Origin of the sequence: Aminomonas paucivorans DSM 12260, from assembly GCF_000165795.1 — a bacterium.
Classification (GTDB): Bacteria; Synergistota; Synergistia; order Synergistales; family Synergistaceae; genus Aminomonas; species Aminomonas paucivorans.
Map to the genome: position 1 here is coordinate 2,585,566 of NZ_CM001022.1, position 16,579 is coordinate 2,602,144.

At 69.3% G+C, this 16,579-nt stretch carries 17 protein-coding genes; 10 read left to right on the top strand and 7 right to left on the bottom strand.

The window, feature by feature from the left end:
• Nucleotides 1–148 precede the first annotated feature (148 nt).
• From APAU_RS12770 to APAU_RS12085, 3 genes are all read left to right on the top strand, one after another.
• A complete protein-coding gene (locus tag APAU_RS12770) occupies nucleotides 149–1,924 on the top strand; it encodes a methyl-accepting chemotaxis protein (protein ID WP_006302043.1) in 1,776 nt (591 codons plus the stop codon).
• 122 nt (nucleotides 1,925–2,046) lie between these two features.
• Nucleotides 2,047–4,134: a PAS domain-containing sensor histidine kinase gene (locus APAU_RS12080; protein ID WP_006302044.1), complete on the top strand. Its 2,088-nt coding sequence runs from the start codon at nucleotides 2,047–2,049 to the stop codon at nucleotides 4,132–4,134.
• Nucleotides 4,121–5,206, top strand: coding sequence for an HD domain-containing phosphohydrolase (locus tag APAU_RS12085; protein ID WP_006302045.1), 1,086 nt, complete (start codon nucleotides 4,121–4,123; stop codon nucleotides 5,204–5,206). The genes APAU_RS12080 and APAU_RS12085 overlap by 14 nt, the downstream gene beginning before the upstream one ends.
• 101 nt (nucleotides 5,207–5,307) lie before the next feature.
• Here APAU_RS12085 and APAU_RS12090 read toward each other — a convergent pair whose 3' ends face one another.
• From APAU_RS12090 to APAU_RS12100, 3 genes are all read right to left on the bottom strand, one after another.
• Nucleotides 5,308–5,712 carry a type II toxin-antitoxin system HicB family antitoxin gene (locus APAU_RS12090; protein WP_006302046.1) on the bottom strand — a complete coding sequence of 135 codons (405 nt, stop codon included), beginning with the start codon at nucleotides 5,710–5,712 and terminating at the stop codon, nucleotides 5,308–5,310.
• Nucleotides 5,709–5,939, bottom strand: coding sequence for a type II toxin-antitoxin system HicA family toxin (locus APAU_RS14940; RefSeq protein WP_006302047.1), 231 nt, complete (start codon nucleotides 5,937–5,939; stop codon nucleotides 5,709–5,711). The genes APAU_RS12090 and APAU_RS14940 overlap by 4 nt, the downstream gene beginning before the upstream one ends.
• A gap of 169 nt (nucleotides 5,940–6,108) precedes the next feature.
• Nucleotides 6,109–6,561 (bottom strand): Hsp20/alpha crystallin family protein, encoded by a 453-nt coding sequence (locus tag APAU_RS12100; RefSeq protein ID WP_006302048.1) that lies wholly within the window; start codon nucleotides 6,559–6,561, stop codon nucleotides 6,109–6,111.
• A gap of 255 nt (nucleotides 6,562–6,816) precedes the next feature.
• On the opposite strand from APAU_RS12100, the gene APAU_RS14810 reads away from it, so the two are divergent.
• The 6 genes from APAU_RS14810 (at nucleotide 6,817) to APAU_RS12130 (ending at nucleotide 12,671) form a co-directional block, all read left to right on the top strand.
• On the top strand, nucleotides 6,817–7,455 hold the full coding sequence (locus APAU_RS14810; RefSeq protein ID WP_006302049.1) for a TetR/AcrR family transcriptional regulator: 639 nt from the start codon (nucleotides 6,817–6,819) through the stop codon (nucleotides 7,453–7,455).
• Complete coding sequence (locus tag APAU_RS12110; RefSeq protein WP_006302050.1) at nucleotides 7,452–8,441, top strand: cation diffusion facilitator family transporter; 990 nt, start codon at nucleotides 7,452–7,454, stop codon at nucleotides 8,439–8,441. The genes APAU_RS14810 and APAU_RS12110 overlap by 4 nt, the downstream gene beginning before the upstream one ends.
• Entirely contained in the window at nucleotides 8,438–9,442 is a 1,005-nt protein-coding gene (locus tag APAU_RS12115; protein ID WP_006302051.1) for a hypothetical protein, read from the top strand. Before APAU_RS12110 ends, APAU_RS12115 begins: the two co-directional genes overlap by 4 nt.
• Nucleotides 9,443–9,511: 69 nt before the next feature.
• Complete coding sequence (locus APAU_RS12120) at nucleotides 9,512–10,138, top strand: HAD family hydrolase (protein WP_006302052.1); 627 nt, start codon at nucleotides 9,512–9,514, stop codon at nucleotides 10,136–10,138.
• Nucleotides 10,139–10,182: 44 nt separating this feature from the next.
• Complete coding sequence (gene pfp, locus APAU_RS12125) at nucleotides 10,183–11,442, top strand: diphosphate--fructose-6-phosphate 1-phosphotransferase (RefSeq protein ID WP_006302053.1); 1,260 nt, start codon at nucleotides 10,183–10,185, stop codon at nucleotides 11,440–11,442.
• Between the two features lie 170 nt (nucleotides 11,443–11,612).
• Nucleotides 11,613–12,671, top strand: a complete 1,059-nt coding sequence (locus APAU_RS12130) for an HD domain-containing phosphohydrolase (protein WP_232207740.1) — start codon at nucleotides 11,613–11,615, stop codon at nucleotides 12,669–12,671.
• A gap of 4 nt (nucleotides 12,672–12,675) precedes the next feature.
• On the opposite strand, the gene APAU_RS12135 is transcribed toward APAU_RS12130, so the two are convergent.
• Entirely contained in the window at nucleotides 12,676–12,873 is a 198-nt protein-coding gene (locus APAU_RS12135; RefSeq protein WP_006302055.1) for a hypothetical protein, read from the bottom strand.
• 161 nt (nucleotides 12,874–13,034) lie between these two features.
• On the opposite strand from APAU_RS12135, the gene APAU_RS12140 reads away from it, so the two are divergent.
• Nucleotides 13,035–13,460, top strand: a complete 426-nt coding sequence (locus APAU_RS12140; RefSeq protein ID WP_006302056.1) for a thioesterase family protein — start codon at nucleotides 13,035–13,037, stop codon at nucleotides 13,458–13,460.
• Nucleotides 13,461–13,526: 66 nt separating this feature from the next.
• Here APAU_RS12140 and ppnP read toward each other — a convergent pair whose 3' ends face one another.
• The 3 genes from ppnP to APAU_RS12155 all read right to left on the bottom strand — a co-directional run bounded on the left by ppnP (nucleotide 13,527) and on the right by APAU_RS12155 (nucleotide 16,576).
• Nucleotides 13,527–13,844: a pyrimidine/purine nucleoside phosphorylase gene (ppnP, locus tag APAU_RS12145; protein WP_006302057.1), complete on the bottom strand. Its 318-nt coding sequence runs from the start codon at nucleotides 13,842–13,844 to the stop codon at nucleotides 13,527–13,529.
• Nucleotides 13,845–13,964: 120 nt separating this feature from the next.
• The gene (locus APAU_RS12150; RefSeq protein WP_006302058.1) at nucleotides 13,965–15,053 is read right to left on the bottom strand and encodes a substrate-binding domain-containing protein; all 1,089 of its coding nucleotides are present in this window, start codon (nucleotides 15,051–15,053) and stop codon (nucleotides 13,965–13,967) included.
• Between the two features lie 71 nt (nucleotides 15,054–15,124).
• Nucleotides 15,125–16,576, bottom strand: coding sequence for a sodium:solute symporter family protein (locus APAU_RS12155; RefSeq protein WP_006302059.1), 1,452 nt, complete (start codon nucleotides 16,574–16,576; stop codon nucleotides 15,125–15,127).
• Nucleotides 16,577–16,579: the final 3 nt, after the last annotated feature.

The window sequence follows — 16,579 nt, forward strand, 5'->3', positions numbered from 1 at the left end:
CGAACCTTCATGAGGTTTCCGTTCCCCTGGGGATCGAAACGCCTTCAGGCTTCTGAAAGCGGTTTTACAGAAGAGTTACCAGATGCTACATTTCGGGCTAGGGAGGTCCACCAATGCCCCCCTAGCCCCCACAAGGAGGTCCACAACCATGATCCTAGCCCTGCGCAACCTGTCCATCCGCGCGCGACTGACCCTTCTGCTCTCCGTCCTGCTGCTCTGCATGGCGGGGCTTTCCTTCTACCTCACCGGGGTGGTCCGCTCCACCAAGGACCAGGTCCGACAGGTCTACAAGGAAAGCTCCCAGACGGTGCGTTTCGCCCTGGAGACCAGCGCCCACATGACCGCCGCGGAGGTGGCCCTCTACCGGGGCATGAACGCCGACGATCCCAACAGGATCGCGGAGTACTCCGCCACCGCCTTCGACGAGGCGGGGAAGATCACCGAGTCCAACAAGGCCTTCGCCAAGGTCCTGGAGAAGACCCCGGAGGGGCGCAAGCTCCTCTCCCGGTGCAACCAGGCCTTCTCCGCCTGGGAACCCCTGGTCTCGGAGGTGGCGGACCTCATCCAGGGCGGGGCCAACGTCTCCATGATCCTGGACGGGCTGAACAACATGGTGGCCCAGTCCAAGGTCTTCAAGGCGGTGATGGACGAGGCGGTCACCCAGACCACCAAGGACATGGAGGCCCAGGAGAAGGCCCTGGACGCCCGCCTCGCCGCCGCCTCCACCACCGCCCTGGTGGTCACCCTGGCCGCGGCGGCCCTGGCCCTGCTGGTGGGGATGGCCATCGCCAACTCCATCGCCGGACCGGTGAAGCGCACCATGGAATCCCTGGACCGGGCGGCGGAGGCCCTGGACCTCACCCAGCGGGCGGACGAGTCCGGCCGGGACGAGCTGTCCGCCATGAGCCGGTCCCTCAACGGCCTGCTGGCCCGGTGCCAGGAGGCCCTCTCCACGGTGTACACCCTCCAGGCCCAGGTGTCGGAGCACGCGGAAAGCTTCTCCGCCATCGCCCAGGAGACCTCCGCCTCGGTGCAGGAGGTCCGGGCCGGGGTGGGGGAGACGGCGGCGCAGATGGACAACCTGGCGGCGGGGACGGAGCAGATCAACGCCTCGGTGCAGGAGGTGGCTGCGGGGGCCCAGTCCACGGCGGAACGGAGCACCGAGGTGGCCTCCCAGGTCTCCCGGGCCCAGGGAGCGGCGGAGGAGGGCATCACTGCGGTGCGCCAGGTGGTCCGGCAGGTCCTGGACGTGGCCCGCACCACCCGGGACTCGGAGAAGAGCGTCCAGGAGCTGGCGGATCGGGCGGAGCAGATCCGCTCCTTCGTGGGCAGCATCGGCCAGATCGCCGACCAGACCAACCTCCTGGCCCTCAACGCCGCCATCGAGGCGGCCCGGGCGGGGGAGGCGGGGCGCGGTTTCGCCGTGGTGGCGGAGGAGGTGCGCAAGCTGGCGGAGGCCTCCAACGATGCGGCCAAGAACATCGCCGACCTGGCCCAGCAGATCGTTTCGGACCTGGACTCGGTGACCCAGGGGGCCGCGGCCAGCGCCAAGTCCTCCGACGGCGCCCGGGTCCAGGCGGAGCAGACCCAGCAGGCCATCGACCGCATCCTGGAGGCCCTGGGACAGATCACCCACGCCTCCCAGGACATGGCGGCGGTGTCGGAGGAACAGGCCGCCTCCTCCGAGGAGATCGCCGAGGCGGTGCAGAACATGTCCGGGCGCACCCAGAAGGCCGCCCAGTCCGTGGAGTCCATCGAACAGCGCATGGACGAGGTGGCCCGCACCAGCGAGCAGGTGGCCCGGCAGTCCGGGGACCTCTCGGAGCTGGCGTCGGAGCTGCGCCGCCAGGTGGGGCAGTTCGTCCTGACCGCATCGTCCACCCCCCAGCTCCCCTCGGGAGACCGGCCCGCCCTGAAGGGCTAGGCCCTCCCGCCAAACCGCTTCGCCGCGCCGGACACCCCCTCGGGTGCCCGGCGCTTTTCGTCCCGCCCTTCCCCTGTCGCCTTTCCTGTTGTATCGTGGCAGAACCCCCAAGGAGGTGTGCCATGCCTTCTCCGTCCCCTTCCTCTTCCTTCAAGCACCGCCGCTTCCGACCGGCCCTGATTCTGGCCGGGCTCCTCTACCTGGCGGGCGTCCTGGGCTACGCGGGTTGGGTCTACGCCACTTCCCAACGGGACGTGACGGCTGCCGCCGACCGCCGCCTGGAGGCGGGGGCCCGGGGGCTCAAATACCTCCTCCCCCGGGATTTCCACGACCGGGCCCGGGGACCCGAGGACATCCCCCACGACGAAGAGCTGCGCCTGAGGGACCTGGTCAACCGCTACGCCGGGGAGATGGGCTTCGTCTACACCTACACCCTGGCGGAACGGGACGGGAAGTTCTACTTCGCCTCCTGCACCCTGACGGACCAGCAGATGCGGGAACGGGAAGTCTGGTACTTCTACCCCTACGACGACATCCCCCGGGAGTTCGTCCAGGCCTTCCGCACCGGCAAGCCCGCCTTCGTCTCCTACCGCGACCAATGGGGCTCCTTCCGCTCCATCGCCCTGCCCGAGACCTCCCCCGGAGGGGTGCGCTACCTGGCCTGCGCGGACCTGGACATCCGGTTCATCCAGACCCTGACCCGCTGCAAGGCCCTGGAGGCCCTGGGCACGGGGCTCTTCTTCCTCCTCCTCTCCCTTCCTGCGGTGCTGCTGTTCCACATCCTGAACCGGGCCCTGAAGCGGGAGATCCAGGCGACGGAAGAGGGGGAGGAGCGGCTGCGCCTGGCGGTGGAGAGCACGAACCTGGCCCTGTGGGACCTGAACGTGGCCACGGGAACCCGAACCACCAACCCCCGCTACGAGGAACTTTTCGGCCCCCTGGAGGGCGACGCCGCCACCTCCTGGCTCCTGGGGATCCTCCCGGAGGACCGGGACCGGGTGCGCCAGGCCTGGGAGGACCACCTGGAGGGCAAGACCCCCCTCTACGAGTGCGAATTCCGCCGCCGCACCGCCGCGGGGGACACCCTCTGGGTGCTGGACCGGGGCAAGGTCTTCCAGCGGGACCGGAAGGGACAGCCTCTCCGGGTGGTGGGGGCGGTGCTGGACATCACCCCCCGCAAGCAGGCCGAGGAGATCCTCCGGCACGCCAAGGAGAACGCCGAGGCGGCCAGCCGGGCCAAGAGCACCTTCGTGGCCCGGATCAGCCACGAGATCCGCACCCCCCTGAACGCCATCCTGGGGTACACCCAGCTCCTCAAGGAGCGGGAGGAGGTGCGGGCGCTCCCGGGGGAGCTTCGGGAGTGGCTGGACACGGTCAGCCGCAGCGGCCACCACCTGCTCACGGTGGTGGAGGACGTGCTGGAGATGAGCCGCATCGAGGCGGGACGCCTGGTGCTCCAGGAGCGGGACTTCGACCCCCGGGCCCTGCTGGGGCAGATCGAGGAGATGCTGCGCCTCCGGGCGGAGGAAAAAAGCCTGCGCCTCTTCCTGGAACGTACCGACACCCTCCCCAGGAGCCTCCACGCCGACGAGGGAAAGGTGCGGCAGGTGGTCATCAACCTGGTGGGCAACAGCCTGAAGTTCACCACCCAGGGCTCCGTCACCCTCTCCGTGGGCTGGACCCCCCTGGAGGGGTCCTGGGAGGCCCCCCGGGTGAAGGTCTGGATTCGGGTGGAGGACACGGGGCCGGGCATCCCCCTGGGGCTCACGGACAAGCTCTTCGAGCCCTTCGAACGGGGTCTGGAGGGGCGGGGGGGCACCGGGCTGGGGCTGGCCATCAGCCGCCAGTTCGCCCGGTTCCTGGGAGGGGACCTGATCCTGGAGCGGAACGCCCCGGGACGGGGCTGCTCCTTCCTGTTCACCTTCCCCGCCGTCGCCCCGGAGGGGCTCCCCCGGAGGGAGGAAGCCCCCATCCCCGCAGCTCCGGAGGCCGCTCCGGCGCGGCCTGCCCTCCCCCTGCCGGAGGACGTGATCCGGGACCTCCGGAGCGCCGTGGCCCAGGGAGACGCCCTGACCCTGCGACGACTCATCGCAGAACTGGCCAAGACGGAGCCCCGGGAGGCGGAACACCTGTCCATCCTGGCGGAGGAGTTCGACTATCTGGACATCCAGGCCCTGCTGGAAGGGAGTGACCCCCATGCGGACCGATGAAACGGGCACCATCATGATCGTGGACGACACCCCGGCAAACCTGAAGCTCCTGGACCGGATGCTTCGGGTCCTGGGGTACCAGGTGTTCAGCTTCCCCCGAGGGGACCTGTTCCTGGCCGCCGCCAAGACCAGCCCGCCGGACCTGGTGCTGCTGGACATCGACATGCCCGACCTGGACGGGTTCGCGGTGTGCCACCTCCTGAAGGCGGACCAAGCCCTCAAGGACGTGCCGGTGCTCTTCCTGAGCGCCCTGCACCAGGTCCAGGACAAGGTCCGGGCCTTCGACGAAGGGGGGCTGGACTACATCACCAAGCCCTTCCAGCTTCCCGAACTGGGGGCCCGGATCCGCACCCACCTCAAACTCCGCCGGCTCCAGCGGGAACTGGAGGCGGCCAACCGGGACCTGCATGCCCGGATTCAGGAACAGGGGAAGGAACACTCGGAGGTCCAGCTGGCCATGATCCAGGCCCTGGCCAAGCTGGCGGAGTTTCGGGACGACAAGACCGGACACCACCTGGACCGGGTGCGGCGCTACTGCCGCATCCTGGCCGCCAAGGCGGCGGAGCACCCGGACTTCGCCGGGACGGTCACCCCGGAATTCGTGACCCTCTTCACCGATGCGGGACCCCTGCACGACATCGGCAAGGTGGGCATCCCGGACCGGATCCTCCACAAGCCGGGGCCCCTTTCCCCGGAGGAGTTCGAGGAGATGAAGGACCACGTCGCCCTGGGGGCCCGGACCCTGGAGGAGGTGCAGGAGCGGTACCCCCGAAACCCCCTGGTGGGCATGGGCCTCCTGGTGATCCGACACCACCACGAGCGGTGGGACGGCACGGGCTACCCCGAGGGGCTGGAGGGAGAGGCCACCCCCCTGGCAGGGCGCCTCATGGCCCTGGTGGACGTGTACGACGCCCTGCGCTCCCCCCGGTGCTACAAACCCGCCCTGAGCCACGCCGAGGCCCGGACCCTCCTGGAAGAGGGGCGAGGGACCCAGTTCGACCCCCGGATCCTGGACCTGTTCCTCCAGGTGGAGGAGGACTTCGACCAGGTCTTCCAGAGGCTGTCGGAGTAGGGACCGCGCAAAGGAGTGGGGCGGCCCGACGGGCCGCCCCCTTGCCCTTGCCTCTCCCCCGGGGCTATTGCCCCGACTCCAGCTTGGGCACCCGACCCCCGTCACACCCCGAGACGTTCCCGGAGAGCCTCCTGGAGGGTGCTGGAGAAGTTCACGTGGGCCTCCAGGGCCAGCTCGTTGAGCCACCTGGGGATGGTGACGTTCTTGCTGACGGACTTTTGGGACTCTTCCTTTCGGAGGGTGTCCAGACGCACGTCGATCAGGACGGTCACCTCTCCCTCTTCGGGGCGGAGCTTGCCCACCGGGGTAGGGACGGGGAGGGGGTCGCGATCCTCTTCCAGGCAGAGCAGATGCCCTCCCAGGGCGTCCCGGGCGCTGACGATGGCGTCGGCGTACCCCTCCCCGAAGGTGACGCACCCGGGAAGGTCGGGGAACCGCACGTTGACGTAGGTCCCCTCCTCGGAGAGCAACGCGGGGTAGACCCTCACATCCTTGCCTCTTTTCATCGCCCATCTCTCCTCTCCAAAGGACCGGGGGTGTCCTGCAATCCCGCCTGCCGCAGGATGTTCCGTCTGGTACCTTCCGGAACGTCCTTTCGAGGATGCTTCACCGTCACCTTGCCCGGCTTGGTGGGATGCTTGAAGTGGTGGTGGCTCCCCCGAGCCCGCATCAGAACCCAGCCGTCCTCTTGGAGCTGTCTGATCAGGTCCCGGGAACTGCCGATCCGAACCACCCCCTGCCTGGGTCCAGGATAACGCGCACAGAAACGCGCATCAAGCCCTGGAGAAAGCCACCCTCCTCCCTGGAAGCGAGGCTTTCTCAAGAGTCAAGGGAGGGGCGACCCTTGCGGGTCGCCCCTCCCTTGACGGACATCACGGTACCTTGTGCGGTTTCCCCCGGGGCTATTGCCCCGAATCCAGCTTCAGCACCCGACCTCCGTCGGTTCCCGCCCGGGGAGCGGTGATCTCCACCACCCCGTGGGCGAAGGACGCCTGGGCCTTTTCCGGGTCCACCTCGAAGGGGAAGGAGACCTCGTAGTTGATCCTGCGGCTGCACTTGCGGCAGTAGTAGGTCTTCCCCTCCTCCTGCGCCGGGGGGGTCTCCTGGTCCTCGGCGGAGCGGATCACCACCTTGTCCTTGAAGACCCGAAGCTCCACCTTGGAGGGGTCGACCCCCGGGACCTCCAGGGAGAGGTGCACCGCCCCGTCCGCCTCGTACATCTCCACCCCCCGCATCCCCGAGAGGGTGCCGAAGAATCCGTCGAACACCCGATCCACGTCGTGGAAGAACGTCTCCGGATCCGCCAGGAAACTCCTGCTGCGCCGATTGGTTCCGTACGGTGTGATGCCCCACATGACTTTCGACCTCCTTCGATCGGGACGAGCCCGAGATCTAACCTTATCTGACCTAGAGGAAGTATAGACCCATTGGTCAGGACAAGTCAAGGGGTTCCGGGGAGAACGTGCGGGACAGCCGACTCCGGTTCGAGAGGGGCGGTTTTTCCCGGACCCCTTGAGGGCAAACGTCCCGAGGAAGCCTTGACGGAAGGTAGGGGAGGGGCTAGGGTGGGGGCAATTCGACCGACAGTCAGTCGGCAAGGAGGGAGCCCCATGTCACGATCCCCCACATCTTCCGCCCCCGCACCAGGGAGGCGGGAGTCCATCCTGGACGCGGCGGAGGACCTGTTTCTCCGGCAGGGCTACGAGGGCACGTCGGTACACCAGGTGGTGCAGCGGGTGGGCATCGCCCAGGGGACCTTCTACTACCACTTCCCCTCCAAGGAGGCGGTGCTGGACGCCCTGGTGGAGCGGGCCCTGCACCCCTTCGGGGAGGCCGCCCGGGCCCGGGCGACGGAGGACCGCCCCCCCTGGGAGCGGGTGGTGGAGGTGCTCTCCCAGGTGCTGCGGATCCGCAGCGAGCGGGGACCCCTGATGGCCTACATCCATCGGGAGGGGAACCTGAAGCTCCACGAGACCTTCCTGCGGCGGGTGAAGGAGCGCTTCGAACCCCTCCTGATCTCCCTGCTGGAGGAGGGGATGGCCTCGGGGACGCTGCACGTCCACGCCCCGGAGGAGACCGCCTCGTTCCTCCTGGTGACGGCGGAGTATCTCTTCGACTCCCCCCACTGGCTGGGGGATCCGAGGGCCTACGAGGCCCAGCTGAAGGTGGCCGCCTCGGTGGTGGAGGGGCTGCTGGGGCTGCCCCACGACGCGGTGGACCTGGACCTGCTAGGGGGGCGGAAGGGATGATCGGGGACCCGAAGCTGGACGCGGGAACCGAACGAGCCCGCCTGGCGGCCCGGGTCTCCTGGGTGGGCCTGGTGGTGAACCTGCTCCTCACGGGGTTCAAGTACGCCGCGGGCTTCCTGGGGCACAGCGGGGCCATGGTGGCGGATGCCACCCACTCCCTGTCGGACCTGATCACCGACGTGGCGGCGGTGGTGGGGTTCAAGATGGTGGCCAAGCCCATCGACGCCTCCCACGACTACGGCCACGGGAAGATCGAGACGCTCCTGGCGAACCTCTGCGGCCTGTTCCTCCTGGCGGCGGGGCTGTTCCTCCTCTGGGGAGGGGGGACGAACCTCTACAACGCCCTGGCCCGGGGGGAGGTGCTCCCCCAGCCGGGATTCATCGCCTTTGCCGCCGCGGGGATCTCCGTGGTCTCCAAGGAGATCCTCTACGTCTACACGATCCGATGGAGCCGGCGTCTGGACAGCTCCGCCCTGGCCGCCAAGGCCTGGGACCATCGGTCCGACGCCCTGTCCTCCGTGGGCACTCTGGTGGGCATCGGGGGGGCCCTCTTTCTGGGAGAGCGGTTTCGGATCCTGGACCCGTTGGCGGCGGTGGTGGTGAGCGTTTGCATCCTCCGGGTGAGTCTGCCCCTCATCCGGGAGAGCCTGGACGAACTGCTGGAGGCGTCCCTGGACGAGGAGCGGGAGGGGCAGATCCAGGCCCTGATCTGTTCCGTCCCGGGGGTGAAGGGCTGCCACGCCCTGCGGACCCGGAGGATCGGGGCCGCCACCGCCGTGGAGGCCCACGTGCTGGTGCCCCGGGAGCTGTCCATCGTGGAGGCCCACGACGTCGCCACCCGGGCGGAGCGGGCCCTGGAGGGAAGCCTTCGGGGACAGCTCTTCGTGAACCTCCACGTGGAGCCCCTGCCGGAACCGGGACACCCCCACCGGGAGGGGGCCCTCTCCTGGGAGGGGGAGGAGGAAGAGGGGAGGGGTGGGCCATGATTTCCCTGATCCGGGGGGGACCCCGACTGCTCCTCCTCCAGACGCCCCATCCGGAGGAGCTGGAGGCCTTTCTGCTGCGCCGGGCCCGGGCCCGGACCTACGCTCTCCTGGACGCCTTCGACCAGGCGGGGGAGCAGGACACCCTGGTCTTCCTGGTTCCCCCCGACACCCCTCCCTCCCTGGCCGCCCGGGTGGTAGGGGCCCCGGAGGACCCCGCCTCCCTGCTGGCGGCCCTGTTCAACCACTCCCTGTCCCCCCTGGTGCGGCGGGCCGACCTGCTGCCGGGGTTTCTGATCCTCCGGACCCTGGGGGAGGCGGACCGGACCATCGACCGCCTCCGGGAGGAGTTCTCCGCCCGGGAGACCACCCTGGACCGGCAGATCGAGGGGCTCTTCCACCTTCCCGGCACCACCCTGGCGTTCACCGAGGCCCCCCTGGGACATCGGCTTCCCCTGAAGGCCCTGCACGACCGGGTACTGCTGGTGCCCCTCCCCCAGGGGGAGCTGCTGGCCACCCTGCGGTCCCGGAGCCTGCGCCTCCTCCTGGAGGGGCAGGGACACCGGGAGGGGTGGGTGGCGGACGTGCGGCTCTTCGATCAGTGGGAACGCTACGACCTGCACCACGAGCGGTTCCTTCGGGTCGTGGAGGCCCTGGAGCTGGGGCTTCTGGTGGGGGAGTCCTGGGTGCGGGACTTCCCCCGCTTCATGATGGAGGTGCGGGTCTTCCAGATGCGCTTGGTGTCGTTTCTCCCCCCCCGGGACCTCAAGGAGGTGCTCCTGGGGCTGGAGTACGACGACCGGGGACAGCGGGTGGCGGACTTCGACCTGTACGTGGAGGACCGGAAGGTGAGCTGGACGGAGGAACCCCGAAGGCGGGAGGCCCGCCCCAACCGGGCGGACCTGGGGCTTCGGTGCCGGGGAACCCTGGAGGAGCGCCTCTCTCCGGAGGCCCGGGCCGCCCTGGTCCGATTGGACCAGGCGCTGCGGGAACGGCAAAGTTGAACGGGACAGGCGGCGGGAAAACAGGTTAGACTATTCGGTAGAGTCGGAACCTTGAGGGAGGGGATGCGGATGGAAGAGACGAGGACCGCGACGTGCTGCCCCGCAAAGGCGGCGATCCTGGACTTCGGGGGCGTCCTCGCCGAGGAGGGATTCCACGCCGCCCTGGAGAAACTGGCGCAGGACTACGGCAAGGACCCCCAGCAGATGAAGGAAGAGGCGGAGGAGGAGCTGTTCCGCTCGGGCTACCTCACCCGAGGCTGCGGGGAGGAGGCCTACTGGGAGGCCTTCCGGGAGCGCACGGGCATCGAGGAATCGGACCGGCAGCTCCGCGCCCGGGTCCTGGCGTCCTTCGTCCTGCGGCCCCACATGCTGGACCTGGTGGTGCGGCTCCGCCAGGCGGGGATCCGGGTGGTGATCCTGAGCGATCAGACCAATTGGCTTTCGGAGCTGGACGAGAAGACCCCCTTCTTCCATCTCTTCGACCGGGTCTTCAACAGCTACCGCACCGGCCACACCAAGAAAGACCCGGAGGCCTTCAGGGAGGTGCTGCGCTACCTGAACCTGCCCCCGGAGGCCACCCTCTTCGTGGACGACCGGAAGTCCAACGTGGAGACCGCCCGATCCCTGGGGATGCAGGCCATCCTCTACACGGACCGGGAGAGCTTCTACCAGGCGTTCTGGGAGCACTGGATCTGACGCCGGGTCCCTTCGGGACCCCAACCCCAAAGGGAGGCGATTCCATGACCCCACAGCGACCCCTCTTGGCGATCCTCTGCGGCGGCGGCCCCGCCCCGGGGATCAACAGCGTCATCAGCGCCGTCACCATCGAGGCCCGCAAGCACGGATGGGAGGTCCTGGGGATCTACGACGGCTTCTCCCATCTGGCCAAGGGGGTCCTGGAGGCGACGCCCCTCACCATCGACGGGGTGAGCCGCATCCACACCGAGGGGGGCAGCCTGCTGCGGGTGTCCCGGCACAACCCCACGACCCGCCCGGAGGAGATGACCCGGACGGTGGACACCCTCCTGGAAGCGGGGGTGACCCACCTGGTCACCATCGGGGGGGACGACACGGCCTTCACCGCCTCCCGGGTGGCCCAGGAGGCCCTCAAGGGCCGCAGCACCCTGCTGCGGGTGGCCCACGTGCCCAAGACCATCGACAACGACCTGCCCCTGCCGGAGGGGATCCCCACCTTCGGCTTCGAGACCGCCCGGTCCCTGGGGGCCCGGCTGGTGTCGAACCTCATGGTGGACGCCAAGACCACCGGGCGGTGGTACATCTGCGTGGCCATGGGGCGGGTGGCGGGACACCTGGCCCTGGGGATCGGCAAGAGCGCCGGAGCCACGGTGACGGTGATCCCCGAGGAGTTCTCCGGGCGCATCCCCCTGCGTCACCTGGGGGACCTGCTGGTGGGGTCCATCGTGAAGCGGGTGGTGGCGGGACGGAACTACGGAGTGGCGGTGGTGGCGGAGGGGCTCATCGAGAAGATCCGGGTGGAGGACCTGGAGGCCATCGACTCCATCGAACGGGACGAGCACGGGCACCTGCGCTACGCGGAGGTGAACTTCTCCGACGTGGTGCGCCGCCAGGTGGCTTCCTCCCTCAAGGAGCTGGGGCTGAAGGCGACCCTCACGGACAAGGAGATCGGCTACGAGGTGCGCTGCGCCCCCCCCAACGCCTTCGACGTGGAGTACACCCGCAACCTGGGCTTCGGGGCCTTCGAGTACCTGCGCCAAGGGGGCACCCACGCCATGGTGACCATCCAGAACAACCGCATCGTCCCCATCCCCCTGGAGGACCTGCTGGACCCCGCCACGGGGAAGACCCAGATCCGCCGGGTGAACGTGGAGTCGGTGCAGTACCGCATCGCCCGGGAGTACATGATCCGCCTGGAGCGGGAGGACCTGGCGGACCCGGAGAAGCTGGCGGCCCTGGCGAAGGCGGCCCGCATGGAGCCGGGGGACTTCGCGGCGCGCTTCGGCCCCGTGGCGGGGATCTGACCCCGGACGCGACGCCCCGAGGCCGTCCCTTGCCGACGCCGTACGGGAAGGGGCGGTCTTGCTTTTTCTGAAATCCTTTGAGATATTGATCCAACCTTCGGCCGTGGGGGACCGCTGGAAGGGGGGACAGGATCATTCCGGACGCACCGAGGAAGGACACCATTCTGGCGGTGGACGACACGCCGCTGAACCTGCAGCTTCTGGAGGACCTTCTGACGGGGTGGGGCTACCGGGTCCTCCCCTTCCCCCGGGGCGACCTGGCCCTGGAGGCCGCCTTGCGCAGCGCCCCGGACCTGATCCTCCTGGACATCGTCATGCCGGAACCGGACGGCTTCGAGGTGTGCCGCCGCCTGAAGGCCCACGAGACCCTTCGGGACGTCCCGGTGATCTTCCTCAGCTCCCTGGAGGACCCCGCCACCAAGGTCTCCGCCTTCGCCGTCGGAGGAGTGGATTACGTGAGCAAACCCTTCCACGCCGAGGAGGTGCGGGCCCGAGTCCGGACCCACCTGGACCTGAGGCGGATGCGACTGGAGCTGGAGCAGCACACCCGCCGCCTGGAAGACCTGGTGGAGACGAAGGTACGGGAGATCTCCGAGGCCCAGCTGGCCACCATCACCGCCCTGTCGAAGCTGGCGGCCTCCCGGGACGAGGACACGGGGGCCCACATCGAGCGCACCGCCGCCTACTGCGGCATCCTGGCGGAGACCCTGGGGCGGCGTCCGGAATTCGCGGGGCAGATCGACGGCACCTTCGTGGAAAACCTCCGGCGGGCCGCCCCCCTCCACGACATCGGCAAGGTGGGCGTCCCGGACCGGATCCTCCTGAAGCCGGGGAAGCTCTCCCCGGAGGAGTTCGAGGTCATGAAGACCCACACCCTCATCGGGGAGAGGACTCTCCGCTCCGCCCTCCTCCAGCACCCCGGAAACCTCTTCCTCCACATGGGCATGGCCATCGCCCGGTCCCACCACGAACGGTGGGACGGCTCGGGCTACCCCGACGGCCTGACGGGGGAGGAGATCCCCCTGGTGGCCCGGATCATGGCGGTGGCGGACGTGTACGACGCCCTGCGGTCCCGGCGGACCTACAAGGCCTCCCTCTCCCACGAGGAGAGCGGCTTTCTCGTCCAGGAAGGTTCGGGGGACCTGTTCGACCCTTCGGTGGTGGCGGCCTTCCGGGAGGCGGAAGCCCGCTTTCGGGAGGTCTCCGAGGAGGAGGGGGAACCGGAGTAGGGACCTACTTGGCTCCCCCCACGTTCGGATGGGCCTGTTCGATGAGCCGGATCAGGATGTTGTCCGTCCAGATCCGGTCCAGGTGGCGGAAGTGGATGGAAAACCACACCACCAGCAGCGCCCCTCCTCCGATGAGGAGGATCCAGAGGAGCTGGTGGGCCAGGGATTCGTGGTGGTGCAGGGGGTTCTCGCGGGGTCTCATGGTCTTCCCTCCCCCGATGGGGTCGCGATGGGTTCGATTCCGATTATAGAAGAATCCTCCCGTTCCCGGATACTGGACGTCCTCCGGGGGACGGGATTAGACTACCTTCTGCCCTTCCGAGAAGGAGGGGACCATCTCGATCGGCCTAGGAGGCTTCATCCATGCTGGATCTTCGGGCCCTCTTCAAGCCCGGAAAGAACGCCCTGGTTCGGACTCCCGTGCAGCGCCAGGACACGGCGGAGGGGTACTCCCCCTTCCTCTCGAACCTCCTGGCCACCCCCGCCCTGGCGGGCATGGTGATCCAGGCGGCGGTGGAAGCGGTGGACCGACACCTGCCGGAGGGCTACGCCACCATCGGCCACTCCTTGGACCTCTCCCACGAAGCCCCCACCTGCCTGGGGATGACCGTCACGGTGAAGGTCACCCTGGTGGAGATCGACGGCATGAAGCTGCGCTTCGAGATCCTGGTGTGGGACGACCTGGGGGAGATCAGCCGGGGACACCACGAACGGATCGTGGTGAACAAGGACGAGTTCGTCCAGAAGACCCAGGAGCGGCTCCAGTACATGGTGGAGCGCAACCTGTAGGGACGAAGGGGCGGGACGGGGAGCACCCCGTCCCGCCCCTTTCTTTTCTTTACCCTTCCTCTGTCCCTACTTGTAGTAGGAACACAGGTACTGGGAGATCTCCGCGCAGCGGATGCCGTACTTGGTGTTGGGGGGCAGCTCGAAGGACGTGCCCGCCGGGAAGGGCTTCCACGCCGTCTCCCCGGGAAGCTGGACCTCGAAGGCTCCGGCGGTGATCTCCATGACCTCCCGGTCCCCCACGTCGAAGAAGTACTCCCCCGGAAGCATCACCCCCAGGGTCTTGCGGCTTCCGTCGGCGAAGAAGACGGATCGGCTCTGCACCTTGCCGTCGAGGTAGATGTTCCCCAGCATCGCCACGTCCACGCCCTGAATCCTCTCTGCCACCTCATCCACTCCCTTCTCTGCTGTGAACCTTCGGGGGCGCGCTCTGCACCCGGGGCCCCCGCGCCGAACCTTCGGTTCCAACCAGTGTATCCAGGGGGGACTCTTTCCGCAAGGGAAACTTCATGGAACCCTCGGCACGACCCCCTCCAGCCCCCGGGAGAGAGCCTCCAGGACGGGCCCCTCGGGCAGGAGCAGCACCCGGGGAAACCCCGGGGCCAGGCCCTCCAGGCCCGGGATCTTCTGGGGGGGCTCCTGGGGGTCCGTGCGCAGGCCGTGGCGCTCCCAGGCCAGGCGCCGGAGCTGGGGGTCCCGCAGGGCCTCCTTCAGCCGCACCCCCGCCCCGGTGAGGGGCACGAAGGCGTGGGCGCTCCAGATCAGGGGGTCCGGGTAGAGGAGGGCCAGGGAGTCCCGAATCCGGGCGAAGTCCCGGGGACGGGTGCGGGCCAGCTCCACGATCTGGCTCTCGTAGCCCACCGCCAGGGGGGAGACGGCCATGCCCGTGCGCTCCCACTGGTCGAAGAGATCCTGGGTGCCCGGCTGCAGGACCCCCTGCCGGGCGAAGAGCTCCCGCAGCGTCGGAAGAAGGGCGGGGAGGGAGTCGGAGGTGGGGGGCTGCCCGTCCCTCAGGGCCGCGGCGGCCAGCACCGCGAAGGACAGGCCGCTGTGGCTGCGGGTGGGGTCCGTGGCCAGCACCACCACCCGCCCGGGGAGGGAGGGCAAGCCGAGATCCGCCCAGCGGGTCCCCCGCTCCACCCAGCCCGCCAGGGTCTTCAGGTCCCCCAGGCGCAGGGCCCCGTCCCGGAGGGCCGCCGCTTTTTTCTCCTCCAGGACCCGGACCACGGGCTTCCAGGAGTACACCACCACGGGGGTCCAGAAGAGCACCTCCGGGTCGGCGGATCGGGGGGCGCCCGAAGAGGCCCGGTCCGCCGCCCAGCCCGAGGCGGGGAAGAGGAAGTCCGCCGCCCCCTTCTGGCGCCCCATCTCCAGGGAGCCGGACTTGAGGACCCGAAGGACGATGCCGTACTTGCGGGCCAGCAGGTCCGTCACCTGGGGATCCTGAAAGAACCCCAGCTTCTCGCTTCCCACGAAGCCCCGCACCACCACGGGGGGCGGGGAGGCCTCACCCGGAGGCGTCCCCCCGCCCCCGAAGAAGCACCCCCAGGCCACCCCTGCGGCCAGACCGAACCGAAGCCAGCGACGCACCGTCATGTCTCGTCCTCCCGGTAGGGGTGCCTTCCCGGCCCCCCTCCCCAGGAGGGTAGCATCGGAGCTTCGAGGCCTCAATCCACCCCCAGGGACTCCCGAGCGGGAAACCGCTCCAGAATCCCTCCCAGGAGCACCCCCCCCAGGGAGCAGAGTAGCCCCACCGCCAGGGGGTGCAGGCTCCCCAGGATGCCCGGGGCCACCAGACCGGTGAGCTTTCCCGCCGTGGGGCCGTAGCCCGCCAGGTACCAGACCGCCGCCCCCAGGACGCCCCCGGCGGAGGCCCCCCAGACCCGGGCCCGGCCCCAGCGGGGGCCGAAGGCGATGAGCCCCAGGTAGGGGACCAGCACGGCGCAGGCGATGAGGGTCCAGCTGGTGGCGCAGACGAAGGCGATGAAGCTGCCCTTGTGCAGGGCCAGGAGGCCGCTGGCTCCGGCGGAGACCCCCACGGCCAGCCGCCACTCTCCCTTGCACAGGGGACGGCCCAGCACGTCCCGCCCCAGGCAGGAGCTGGCGATGTGCAGCAGCGCCGACGCCGTGGAGAGGGAGGCGGACACCACCGCCAGGACGAAGAGCTGGCGGCCCCACTCGGGCAGCAGCCGGGCCACCAGGGCGGGCACCACCGCGTCCGGGGAGGCCACGTCGGGCCCCAGCACCAGCCGGGAGAGGGCCCCTGCGAAGTAGGTCCCCCCCACCACCAGGGCACACACCAGCATGGCCAGGGGGGCCACCCGTCCCGTCTCCCCCCGGTCCTTCAGGGCGAAGTGCCGCTGGAGGAGCTGGGGCTGGGCCCACACCCCCACGGAGGTCACCAGGGCCAAAAACACCACGTTCAGCCCCGCCCCGCCGGAACTGAGGGCGGCGAAGCCCCGGTTGGCCTCCTCCGTGGGAGGCAGGGCCGAAAGGGCCGCCAGCCCCGCCACGGGACCCCCCACGGCCCGAAGCACCGCCACCAGCAGCGCCCCCACCCCCAGGACCATCACGAAGCCCTGGAACGCCTCGGTGTAGAGCACCCCTCTCAGGCCGCCCCAGACCACGCTGATCCCCACCAGCACCACCAGGACCCCCAGCAGAACCGGCTCGGGCAGGGGGATCGCCGCGCCCAGCATCAGCGCCGCCCCCTTGAACACCGCGGACCCGTACACCACCAGGAGGATCCCCGAGATCCCCCCCAGGAAGGCCTGAAGCCCCGGGACCCCGTAGGCCCGGGCGATCAGCTCCGCGGGGGTGCGAGCCCCCAGGCGGCGCTGCCACAGCCGGGTGGGCCAAGCCAGGAAGCGGTACACGAACCAGATGCCCAGCCACACGTTCCCTGCGGCGATGAGGAGCATCTGGAGCCCCAGGCGGTGGCAGAGCCCCCCGAAGCCCACCAGGGCCACGGCGGACACGTAGGTGGCCACGTAGGCGAAGGCCTGCACCGCCACCCCCACCCGTCCGGGAAGCAGGGCGTCCCGCTGGGAGGCCCACCGGGACAGGGCCAGCAGGGCCCCGCCGTAGAGAACCCACACCGCCAGGGAGACCCAGGTCATCGG